This window comes from Corynebacterium sp. HMSC064E10 (genome assembly GCF_001812505.1).
In the GTDB taxonomy this organism is placed as follows: domain Bacteria; phylum Actinomycetota; class Actinomycetes; order Mycobacteriales; family Mycobacteriaceae; genus Corynebacterium; species Corynebacterium amycolatum.
Genome location: NZ_KV809171.1, coordinates 272,919 through 283,457, shown reverse-complemented (window position 1 = coordinate 283,457; position 10,539 = coordinate 272,919). Strand labels below are relative to the sequence as shown.

Annotated in this window: 11 protein-coding genes, 2 tRNA genes and 2 riboswitches; of the genes, 3 read left to right on the top strand and 10 right to left on the bottom strand. The window is 57.4% G+C overall.

Going from position 1 to position 10,539, the window contains the following annotated elements:
• Positions 1-182: 182 nt before the first annotated feature.
• Positions 183-1,445 carry a UDP-N-acetylglucosamine 1-carboxyvinyltransferase gene (murA, locus tag HMPREF2860_RS01795; RefSeq protein ID WP_224786688.1) on the bottom strand — a complete coding sequence of 421 codons (1,263 nt, stop codon included), beginning with the start codon at positions 1,443-1,445 and terminating at the stop codon, positions 183-185.
• Positions 1,446-1,492: 47 nt separating this feature from the next.
• On the opposite strand from murA, the gene HMPREF2860_RS01790 reads away from it, so the two are divergent.
• Positions 1,493-2,113 carry a cob(I)yrinic acid a,c-diamide adenosyltransferase gene (locus HMPREF2860_RS01790; protein WP_049181144.1) on the top strand — a complete coding sequence of 207 codons (621 nt, stop codon included), beginning with the start codon at positions 1,493-1,495 and terminating at the stop codon, positions 2,111-2,113.
• A gap of 40 nt (positions 2,114-2,153) precedes the next feature.
• On the opposite strand, the gene ramA is transcribed toward HMPREF2860_RS01790, so the two are convergent.
• The 5 genes from ramA to HMPREF2860_RS01765 all read right to left on the bottom strand — a co-directional run bounded on the left by ramA (position 2,154) and on the right by HMPREF2860_RS01765 (position 6,677).
• Entirely contained in the window at positions 2,154-2,990 is an 837-nt protein-coding gene (gene ramA, locus HMPREF2860_RS01785; protein WP_005511953.1) for an acetate metabolism transcriptional regulator RamA, read from the bottom strand.
• 475 nt (positions 2,991-3,465) lie between these two features.
• Positions 3,466-3,723: riboswitch (cobalamin riboswitch) on the top strand.
• 194 nt (positions 3,724-3,917) lie between these two features.
• Positions 3,918-4,742 carry an energy-coupling factor ABC transporter ATP-binding protein gene (locus tag HMPREF2860_RS01780; protein WP_038626451.1) on the bottom strand — a complete coding sequence of 275 codons (825 nt, stop codon included), beginning with the start codon at positions 4,740-4,742 and terminating at the stop codon, positions 3,918-3,920.
• Positions 4,743-4,744: 2 nt separating this feature from the next.
• On the bottom strand, positions 4,745-5,482 hold the full coding sequence (gene cbiQ / locus HMPREF2860_RS01775; protein WP_038626453.1) for a cobalt ECF transporter T component CbiQ: 738 nt from the start codon (positions 5,480-5,482) through the stop codon (positions 4,745-4,747).
• On the bottom strand, positions 5,479-5,856 hold the full coding sequence (locus HMPREF2860_RS01770; protein ID WP_038626455.1) for an energy-coupling factor ABC transporter substrate-binding protein: 378 nt from the start codon (positions 5,854-5,856) through the stop codon (positions 5,479-5,481). Before HMPREF2860_RS01770 ends, cbiQ begins: the two co-directional genes overlap by 4 nt.
• A gap of 38 nt (positions 5,857-5,894) precedes the next feature.
• On the bottom strand, positions 5,895-6,677 hold the full coding sequence (locus HMPREF2860_RS01765; RefSeq protein WP_016421363.1) for an energy-coupling factor ABC transporter permease: 783 nt from the start codon (positions 6,675-6,677) through the stop codon (positions 5,895-5,897).
• 66 nt (positions 6,678-6,743) lie between these two features.
• Positions 6,744-7,012, bottom strand: a riboswitch (cobalamin riboswitch).
• A 301-nt stretch (positions 7,013-7,313) separates the two neighbouring features.
• Between HMPREF2860_RS01765 and cysK the strand changes: the two genes are divergently transcribed.
• Both cysK and epsC read left to right on the top strand, forming a co-directional pair.
• Positions 7,314-8,246, top strand: a complete 933-nt coding sequence (gene cysK, locus HMPREF2860_RS01760) for a cysteine synthase A (RefSeq protein ID WP_049181146.1) — start codon at positions 7,314-7,316, stop codon at positions 8,244-8,246.
• A 115-nt stretch (positions 8,247-8,361) separates the two neighbouring features.
• Positions 8,362-8,955 (top strand): serine O-acetyltransferase EpsC, encoded by a 594-nt coding sequence (epsC, locus tag HMPREF2860_RS01755; protein WP_016421365.1) that lies wholly within the window; start codon positions 8,362-8,364, stop codon positions 8,953-8,955.
• 102 nt (positions 8,956-9,057) lie between these two features.
• Here epsC and HMPREF2860_RS01750 read toward each other — a convergent pair whose 3' ends face one another.
• The 4 genes from HMPREF2860_RS01750 to HMPREF2860_RS01735 form a co-directional block, all read right to left on the bottom strand.
• Positions 9,058-9,339: a GNAT family N-acetyltransferase gene (locus HMPREF2860_RS01750; protein ID WP_042388192.1), complete on the bottom strand. Its 282-nt coding sequence runs from the start codon at positions 9,337-9,339 to the stop codon at positions 9,058-9,060.
• A gap of 107 nt (positions 9,340-9,446) precedes the next feature.
• Positions 9,447-9,902, bottom strand: coding sequence for a hypothetical protein (locus HMPREF2860_RS01745; RefSeq protein ID WP_038626465.1), 456 nt, complete (start codon positions 9,900-9,902; stop codon positions 9,447-9,449).
• Positions 9,903-10,060: 158 nt separating this feature from the next.
• A tRNA-Phe gene (locus HMPREF2860_RS01740) sits at positions 10,061-10,133 on the bottom strand.
• Positions 10,134-10,152: 19 nt separating this feature from the next.
• A tRNA-Asp gene (locus tag HMPREF2860_RS01735) sits at positions 10,153-10,229 on the bottom strand.
• Positions 10,230-10,539 lie beyond the last annotated feature (310 nt).

Sequence of the window (10,539 nt, the reverse complement as noted above, 5' to 3'; positions counted from 1 at the left end):
ACCCCACCTAAAGACACAAAACCCCAGGTAAGAGAGCGAAAACCACCACATGCCCCACTGGAGAATCACTCCTAACGGTTCTAAAGCATCCAAAACCGAAGATTTGCGATGGTTTTCCGCACCGTGCGCTTCACTAGCACCGTGCGCTTAGCTATTAGCCATCAGCCGGAAGCCAACGACCACTAGCTAACCCGTTCAACAGAAGCGCCGAGAGCATTTAGCGTCTCTACGAAACCCGGGTAACCGCGATCAATGTGATAAACATCGTGCACCTCGGTGACGTCTCCCTTTTCAGTGCACAGCCCGGCCAGCACCAGACCGGCACCAGCGCGAATGTCCGAAGACCACACAGGTGCCGAACTCAGCGTTTCCTTTCCGCGAATCATCACGTGGTGGCCATCGATAGTCGCGTCAGTGCCGAGGCGAATCATCTCGTCGACAAACCGGAAGCGCGACTCAAAAACGTTCTCGGTAAGCACTGACGTCCCCTCGGACACCGCGGACAGAGCAATGGCCATGGGCTGCATGTCCGTCGGAAAGCCTGGGTATGGAAGCGTTTGATAGTTCACACCCTGCGGACGCCCGTCCATACGCACGCGGAAGCCCTGCGGATAGGTCTCGACCTGAGCGCCTGCATTCTTCAGTTTTTCCAGAGGAAGGTGCAGGTACTTAGGGTTGATGCCAACGACCGTAATATCGCCGCCGGTCATCGCCGCAGCATAGGCCCAGGTCCCCGCGATAATTCGGTCGCCGACGACCCTGTGCTCAGTCGGGTGCAGCTTCTCGACGCCCTCAACCATGATGGTGTTCGACCCCGCACCCGAGATCTTGGCGCCCATCTCCACGAGCATCTCGCACAGGTCGACAATTTCGGGCTCACGGGCGGCGTTATCCAGCACAGTCGTACCTTCAGCGAGTACGGCCGCGGTCAGAATATTCTCGGTCGCGCCGACGGACGGGAAGTCCAGCTTGATGTTCGCCCCCTTGAGTCGCCCCGCCTCAGCCACCACGCAACCGTGGTGAATATAGGTGCGTGCACCCAATTTCTCCAGGCCAGCCTGATGCATGTCCAGCGGGCGGGAACCAATTGCGTCACCACCGGGCAGTGCGACAATCGCATTACGGGTACGCGCCGTCAGCGGCCCGAGCACACAAACCGAAGCGCGGAACTGGCGCACGGCATCGAAGTCAGCGTGATGCGAGAGTTCTTCGGGCACCGTGATTTCAATCCGGTCACCCTCACGCGTCACGGAGCAACCAAGGCCTTCGAGGACCTTCTGCATCAATGGCACGTCGTCAATTTCAGGGCAGTTCGTCAGTACTGTCGTGCCCTCGGCCAGAAGCGCCGCACCCATCAGTTTCAGAACCGAGTTCTTCGCCCCGGAAATCTGAACCTGACCGTTTAGCGTCGCTCCGCCTTTAACCAGAAATCGCTCATTTCCCACTCCCCCAGCCAACCACATTTCGCAATATCGCGCTTAGGCTTGAAACTATGAGCGTTCATCTAACTCGCATTTACACTCGCACCGGCGACGACGGCACCACTGGATTATCCGATTTCAGCCGCGTTCCCAAGGATGATTCTCGCCTTATCGCCTACGCCACGTGCGAAGAGGCCAACGCCGCACTCGGTCAGGCGCGCAGTTTCGGCGCGCTTGACGACGAGGTGTCGACTGTCATCCGCTACGTGCAGAATGATCTCTTTGATGCCGGAGCCGACCTGGCAACACCTATTGAAGAAAACCCGAAGTACCCGCCATTGCGTATCGAGCCGGATTACATCGAGCGACTCGAGCACTGGTGTGACCAGTTCAATGAGCAACTACCAAAACTGGATTCCTTCATCCTCCCTGGAGGCACACCAGCCGCGGCACTGCTGCACACAGCTCGGGTGATTACTCGTCGGGCCGAGCGTGCGGCATGGGCTGCCTGCCGCGAGTTTCCCGAAACTACTTCAGTCCTACCGGCGAAGTATCTCAATCGCCTGTCTGACCTGTTGTTTATTCTTTCGAGAGTGGCCAACGACGGCAACGACGTTAAATGGATTCCCGGTGGAGAGCGCGAAGATGAGCGCCAAACGGCCGTAGATGCGAAAGAGCGCCGCGTTCACTAGCCAAGTTTGCTAGGAACGCGGCGCCCCGTCGTCAAGCGGTTTACGGCAGTGCGCCGATACGACGGGCTGCGTTGACAGCCTCGTAGCGAGTGTGGGCACCCAGCTTGCGCATTACGGAGCGGAGGTAGGACTTAACGGTCTCGGCACCGATGCCCATTTCCTCTGCGGCCTCGACGTTGGTGTGACCGAGGGCGACGCAGGCGAGAACATCGAGCTCACGAGCAGACAACTTGGTGGTCTGCTTAACGCGAACTGGGGTGACCATCTGGTCGCAGAGCACCTCGAGCTCCTGGCGCAGCTTCTCATCATCCACGCGGTTAGCGAGCATGCGCAGCTTGGAGTGCGTGGAGCGAACCTGCTCCCATTCAGCGCCATTCATGATGCGACCGCCCTTACCGTTACCGGAGCGATCCATATTGCGACAGGCGTCGACGACAGCGAGGTCCTGCTCCAGGCAACGGGCGGTCATTGTGACCTCTTCAAGAACCTTGTCCCCCAGGCGCACCGAGGAGTGCACGCCACCGTAGAGCACGCCACGAACAAGACGCGAAACAATCACCGGCACGGCGACCAGCGAGTGCAGGCCTTCGTCACGAATCTTGTCGTCATACTCGTGGGTAATAACCTTGGCGCGCAGGTAGTCACTGACACCCACCGGGCGGCGCGTGGCCAACACGCGACCACCGACACCCGCACCCGATTCCACAGTCAGATTCTGCAGAGCCGGGGTACGCAGGCCAACCCAGTTGTTGATCTGCATCTTAGAGTTATCGGTGACTTCCGCATACATTGTGACCGGAATACCAGTCGCATTCTTTAGGGCGACCAAGGACGACTTAATAACCTCATTGTCGTCCAGAATGCGGTGGGGATCCATCTCGCGTCCTCCTGCGTAACGGGCAAATTACTTCACTGGCACCCACAGAGGCACCATCAGCCTGTGACTTCGCGCCGACTTACACTCCTACGAAATGGCCAACTACCGCTCAGCGGCTACGGACCCTTTCGGGGGCTGTAAACCGTACAAAGTAGATAGTACCCTCCGAACGGGTACACCTGCATTAAGGCATCCGTCACACAATCTTAGGAAACAACTAGGTTTCTCTACAAGTACGTAAAGAAAATACCAGGATAAATCCTGTCATTAGCCCCGCCTCGGCCGAATGGATACAAGGCAGGGGGTAGCTATTTTTCCGCTAATAAACTGCGTGAATGTTGATAACAGAGGGTAATGAACGGCGTTTTACCCCCAATGCGGACATTTTCGAAAAACACTGTCGCTGATTTACTTTGGTGCGCTATTGTCATTCATGCAACAGGTTTTGTTGAGTTCCACTTTCAATGCTACGTCCTCCACGTGGTTGTCCGAAGGTGGTGCACAGCAAACGCAAGAGGGAATCCGGTGCAATTCCGGAACTGTCCCGCAGCGGTAATCTGGAACAAAATTCGCCAACGGCACTGAGGTTATTTCAACCTTGGGAAGCGGCGAAAAGTAGGAAAATTGATAATAAGGTTCTGCACGTAAGCATCGAAGCAAGCGGCAGTCGTCATCCCCTTATTGTCGGTCACGCCAGGAAGTCCGAATACCTGCCTGATGCGCCGAAGACACTGCAAAGTGCCACGGCCACGGAGATCGCCCGCGGACAGGTGTGACGTGAAATGGAAGCGAAGAAATGCGACAGCTTCGCCTATATTTCTAGGCCTATCTTTATAGGCATTGCGCCCTACCCGCGGGCGTTTCTCTCATTTTTAGCGTGGTTTAGCTGCACATATCGATGAGCTATTCACCAACCAAACCGCTCGCCTAAACATCTTCTGGATGGAGCACATCTCGCCCAATCGCCTTGGAGACTACGGGCGCCCAAGGCAAAGCCAATCGAGCATGTTCGACCAACCGTCGATCCGCCAAAATTTCCTCTTTGGAGCCAACTCGCAGTTTGCCGTCGGCAAGCACTGCTGCCCGATCGGCGAAATTCCACGCGAAGTCGATGTCGTGCGTGGCGACGACGACGGCTGTGCCCTGATCGCGCAATTGATCGAGCGTGTGTGCAAGCTTTCGGGTCGCCTGCGGATCGAGGCCGGCGGAGGGCTCGTCGAGAAGCAGGACGCGTGGGTGCATCGCCAGCGCGCCTGCGAGAGCGACGCGCTTGCGCTGACCATAGGAGAGCTGGTGCGGGACGCGTTCGGCGAGATCGGTGATTTCGGCGGTGCCTAGAGCCTCTCGGACGCGCCGCTCGACTTCCTCGTTCTCCAGCCCCAGGTTGACGGGACCGAAAGAGACATCTGCAAACACGCTAGCCGCGAAGATTTGCTCATCCGGATCCTGCGTGACCATCTGTACTGAGCGGCGAACCGTATTGCGGCCGTGCCGGGAGTACTTATAGGCGGTGCCATCAAGGCGAACCTCACCGCCATCGGGCTTAGACGCTCCCGCGAGCATACGCAACAGCGTGGATTTGCCAGAACCGTTTGCGCCCAATAGTGCTAGGCGCTCGCCACCCGAAATTGCCAGCTCCACGCCTTTCAGGACGTGGGTTTCGTCATAAGCGAATGTAACTGCGGCCGCTTCCACAATGGCGCCGCTGGCACCATCCACGCGATCAGCGCTATTTTTCCTACTGATCGACATCCCTATACACCCCATTTCAGCAGCGCCCAGGCCGCAATCAACGACAAAAGTAATGCACTGGATATCGCGAGGAACTTCGGCTGGCTCGGCCGCGAAATAACCAGTACTTTCATTGCGCTCGGATCGGCACGCAGCTCAATTCCCTCTTGCATCTTGCGGGCTCGAGCAAAAGCGATGACAAAGAGGCTGGCGGACTGCGCCGCGACATCACGAATCATCGCCCGGCGCGTGGAGTGCCCAAGACGTCGCGCTTGGGCTTCTGTCATTGAGTGCGCGGAGTGAATCAGCACGCCAGTCATCCGATAAATCACTTCAGCAAGGTACGTCAGGTACCGAGGCATGCCACGTTTGTCGAGCCACGCAATGAGCTCCGAAATCGGAGTGGTCAGCGCAAAGACCATCGTGCAGCTGATACCCGCAAACGAACGCATCACAACCTGCGCCATTCGCTGCGGGCCATCCGGCGACCACGCGAGACCGTCGGGAGTAAGCGCTACCAAAATCGGAAACGCGCCGACGAGCACAAAAACCGCCGGTGCCAGCACCATTGCCACATACAGCTTGCGGGGCACCCGGGCTATGTACGCAATAAACCAAGCAATGACCGCAATGACCGGCGCAAAGGGAATTGGCGGAAGCGCAACCGCCAGAATCAACAGCCCACCGAGCAGCAGGATCTTTTCGCCCACGTTACGGCGCGCCCAAGCGCTGCGCGCCGCTGCGGCTTCTAGCGCATTCACTGCTCTTTCTCGCGCTTGTCTGAACGCGCAGCAGCCTTCCCTCGGTAGAAGCCAATAACGTAGAACAGGACGCCAGCACCGATAACGGCCTGGAGCGCGAACAGACCCGACTCGACCTCACCCGGCAGTTCGCCGACGAGTGGCTCGAACCACGGCTCGTAGTTCGGGTCCATTTCCTGAATTGTCTCCGTAGCGGTGGCATCAGTGCCGGCGAACGGCTCCTCTGCGTCGTCGTCGCCGTAGTTGAAGAACAGCGGGAACATGGCAATTACGACTACCAGGACAATAAGACCGACGCTGCCCCACACGGAGTTCTTCTTCGGCCGGCTAGCTGCCTGTGCGTCGACAATCTGCGCGTTGTTTTTTGCATTCATAATCGTGCTCTCTTTCGCTTCTTTTCGCTTGACGACGGCTACTGCTTCTGGCCGGATACGGATGCAGCTGAAGCATTCTGCGAAGTGGCAGACCCTGCAACAGCGTTGGTTGTGGTGTCTGCAGCTTTCGCCTCCAGCGCCGGTGCTGGCGCATCGCCGAAGCGGGACAGGAAGCCGAGATCGAGGAGCTCAGTGTGTGCCACTGCCAGCAGGGTGCGCATGAGAATGACGGTGACGAGAGCCTCGATGATTGCCAGCGGAATCTGCGTGATAGCGAACAGGCCGAGGAATGTAGCCAGCGCGCCGCCAACACCGCCCGGGTTTGCCGGGTGCGCAAGAGCGAGCTGCATGGAGGTCACGACGTAGGTGGAGAGGTCAGCGAAGAACGCTGCCATAAACACACCTGGCAGCAGGCCTCCACCGAGCTTTCGAGTCAATACGTAGAAGGCGTAGCCGACCCACGGGCCGACGATTGCCATGGAGAAGATGTTCGCACCAAGCGTCGTAATGCCGCCGTGAGCGAGCAAGATTGCTTGGAAGAGCAACACGATGGAGCCAAGCAGCGCCATCACCGGAGGTTTGAAGATTACAGCACCAAAACCCGTACCTGTCGGGTGCGAAGTGGAACCCGTCACGGATGGAATCTTGATTGCGGAGAGCACGAAAGTAAACGCACCGGCAGCACCGAGCAGCATGCCGCTACCGGGATGCTCTTTCATAGTGCGCTTGGCTTGAACTGCGCCGTGAATGACAAAGGGAGCGGCAGCTACACCCCACCCAATGCAATGAGTAACTGGGAGAAATCCCTCAGCAATATGCATGATGTAAATCTTCTTTCTGCGGCGCTATTCACCTCGACAGCACCGCTCGACCGCCAATCCGCGGACGCGAATTGGATGATTTACAGTCGGTCTCCTGGCTGATGGGCTGAGGAAAGCTTCACACTTCTATTAATGCCTCGCCTCCTTCCCCAAAGGTTTGAGTCCCCCTGAGTGGCTTCGACGAAGCACCGCAATCATCGGATCCATTGCCTGCGTTTTCGGTTATCGCATATAACCGCTGTGCAGATAACGGCCGCAATCGCGCCCAATCACAGTGGCGAGGGCCGCTGCCTATTTACAAGGCATTCCCGTGCACCGTAAATCACGTCTCAGAATAGTGGATTCTAAGAAACTTTAATGCTCTTTACCCTCACAATGGAGGTAAAGACGAGCAGGGCAATCACATAGCGTTAACGTGGTAAGAGCAGGAGCATTGCGAAATCAGCGGTGTGACTGCGACGGTGCCGGCCGCGGCAACTGTGACGGTGGTGACACCGGAATTAACAGCCCCCTTCCCCACGCAATTCCCAAAATAGACGAACTGGTCTGTACTAATTGCAGCATCAGGCGTACACTACGGCTACACGCGAAAACTCATTAGGAAGTCCTCTGTGATTTCCGGAATGGATAAGATTAATGACTATTTATAACGATGTCACTGAACTGATCGGCAACACCCCGCTGGTTAAGCTCAACCGTGTTACCGAGGGCCTGCCGGGCAACGTGATTGCCAAGCTGGAGTTTTACAACCCTGCCAACTCGGTCAAGGACCGCATCGGCAACGCAATTATCGATGCCGCCGAGCGCTCTGGCGAGCTCAAGCCGGGCGGAACCATCGTCGAGGGTACCTCGGGCAACACCGGTATCGCGCTGGCAATGGTCGGCGCAGCCCGCGGTTACAAGGTCATTCTCACTATGCCGGACACCATGAGCCAGGAGCGCCGCGTCGTTCTGCGCGCATTCGGCGCTGAGCTTGTACTCACCCCGGGCGCAGATGGCATGCGCGGTGCTGTCGATAAGGCCAACGAAATCGTGGCTAACACCGACAATGCAATCCTGGCTTCCCAGTTCGCCAACCCGGCCAACCCGGCTATCCACGAGGCAACCACTGGTGAAGAAATCTGGGAAGCTACCGACGGCAAGGTTGATTACTTCGTGGCTGGAGTCGGCACCGGCGGCACCATTACCGGTGCTGGTCGCACGCTGAAGAAGCACAACTCGGACATCAAGCTGGTGGCCGTTGAGCCGAAGGCCTCCCCACTGCTGACCGAGGGCACCGCCGGCCCGCACAAGATTCAGGGCCTGGGCGCAAACTTTATCCCAGAGGTTCTCGACCAGGAGCTTCTCGACGAGATTATTGCGGTTACCAACGAGGACGCTATTGAGGTCTCCCGCAAGGTTGCTGCAGCCGAGGGCATCCTCGGCGGCATTTCCGCCGGTGCAAACATCAAGGCTGCTCTCGAGATTGCAGCCCGCCCGGAGGCTGAGGGCAAGAACATCGTCGTGATTGTCCCTGACTTCGGCGAGCGCTACGTCTCCTCCATCCTGTACGAGGACCTGCGCGACTAAAACCAAGCGCTATAAGCGCCCGTAACCTTCTCTGCAGAGCCCGCTAGCTGGCACTTTCCGTCGGCAAGCGGGTTTTTGCATTGCCCACACTTCCGACCAGATAGAATTGACGCCCATGAGTGACTTTTTCCGAATCCTCAAAGAGGATCTGGACAATGCCCGTGCGCATGACCCAGCTGCGCGCAGTGATGTAGAAAATGCCATTGTCTACTCCGGCCTACACGCAATCTGGATTCACCGATTCTCGCACCGCCTCTGGAAACGAGGCGGGATTTTCAAGGGCATTGCACGAGTACTCGCACAGTTTTCCCGTTGGCTGACTGGTATTGAGATTCACCCGGGCGCTCAAATTGGCCGAAGGTTCTTCATCGACCACGGCATGGGTATCGTCATTGGTGAAACCGCAGAGATCGGTGACGGCTGCATGCTCTACCACGGTGTGACACTCGGCGGCCGCTCACTGGAGAAGGTAAAACGCCACCCAACTCTGGAGGACAACGTCACCGTCGGGGCAGGTGCGAAAGTCCTTGGCCCGATCACAATTGGTGCGGGTTCATCGATTGGCGCCAACTCCGTGGTCACCCACAGCTGCCCACCCGATTCCATCGTGATAGGAATTCCGGGCCGCGTACGCCCTGCCAAGCCCGGCGAACACAAGCCGTTGTGCGATCCGGCGGTGTACGTCCAGGGTGACGGGGACTTCATCTAGCCCTGCCCTAAAGCTATCTCTACGCATAAATAAGCCGACCGGCTGCTCTTGCTATCGTGAGCAGCCGGTCGGTTTCTTTATGCGTTCTTTGCCCTTCAGCGACTAGTCAGCCAGTAGATCCTGGTATTCCGGGTTTTTCTCGACGAAGTTGGCAACAGCGGAGCAGCTGGTGCGAATCTTGCGGTTGTTCTTCCGAACATCATCCAGCGCACCTGCGATAAGCGGCTTGGACAGGCCTTGTCCACGGAATTTGCCATCTACTACCGTGTGGTCAAAATCCAGGGCACCTTCCACCGGGGTGTAAGCGGCAAAACCGGCCTCTTCTCCCTCTACGGTGAGAACGTAGCGCTGACCGGCCTCATCATGCGAAATAGTGTGTGCCATTTTCGGAATCACTTCCCTCTCGTGGTTGTGAAGCGTCGTCATTGCAAACGACTCTTAGGATGTAACCCAGATAACAGCTCTCGCTTCGGATTAATTCCGAATCCTGGCTAATTCTGCACTAGCGGGGGTTCGCCCGGGTGCTCGTCGGCACGCCCGACAGCGACACGGCACGGGACATCGCCCTTCGCGACCTTAGCCGCAGCCTCACCTTCTGCCCACCCCGGGCTGACGGCCTCAGCGAGCGGGCCTGCCAAATCCGCCATTTCGCAGTGAGAAAGCCCCGGAGCCACCACACTGATGCGATAACGCTTCCGATCCCCCGGATCCATGCCTGGGTTGGCCTCCGCCCACAAATCAGCGAGCGAAGAGGTGCGCCCCACATCGGGCATGACATCCTCGTAGACGTTGACTTCCTGATCCGGAATCAGTTCCGCGAGCACCCCACGAACCTTCTCAGCAGCCGATTGGCTGCCCTCAGCATCCGTGTAGACGAAGATGCGCACGACCCACGGCAGCGTCTTATCGTGGGACAGCGTTCCTGCTGAGGCGAATTCCTTACTCATGCACAACATCCTATCCGCTAGGGTGTGCACGCGGTTTAATTTCCCCCACTTTAAGGTTTTCGCACGGCTCAATGCACTTTGCTTTACGACGATCCCCACGACAAACACCTGGTAAAAACAAAGAATCCCCAGTCCGTTTCCGGACTGGGGATTAATTGTGGCCAGAAGCGGGATCGAACCGCTGACCTTCCACTTTTCAGGCGGACGCTCTACCGACTGAGCTATCTGGCCAGACTTGAAATTAATCAAGTGGCGACCCTGACGGGACTTGAACCCGCGACCTCCGCCGTGACAGGGCGGCGCGCTAACCAACTGCGCCACAGGGCCTTAAATGCTGTGCTCATCTTTCTGGATTACCAGCGCTGCGCACGAGTTGTTACTCTACAGAACAGCGCTAAACATAAGCAAATCGCCAGTTCATAGCAGATATTTTAAGTTGAAAACTGACATCTGGCCCCGGGGCTCGGGGAAACCTAGACTGTGGCGCCCCGGTGGCAGCGACGGGTTAACAGACAAAAGTATGTCCGCTCAGTATGTCGCCGGGTGGACGCTTTTTGCCACTTAGCTCTTAATGCGAGTTACTGACTGCATTTATGTCTGGCGGCGTTGGGTCGATGCGAGTTACTGACTGCGTTTA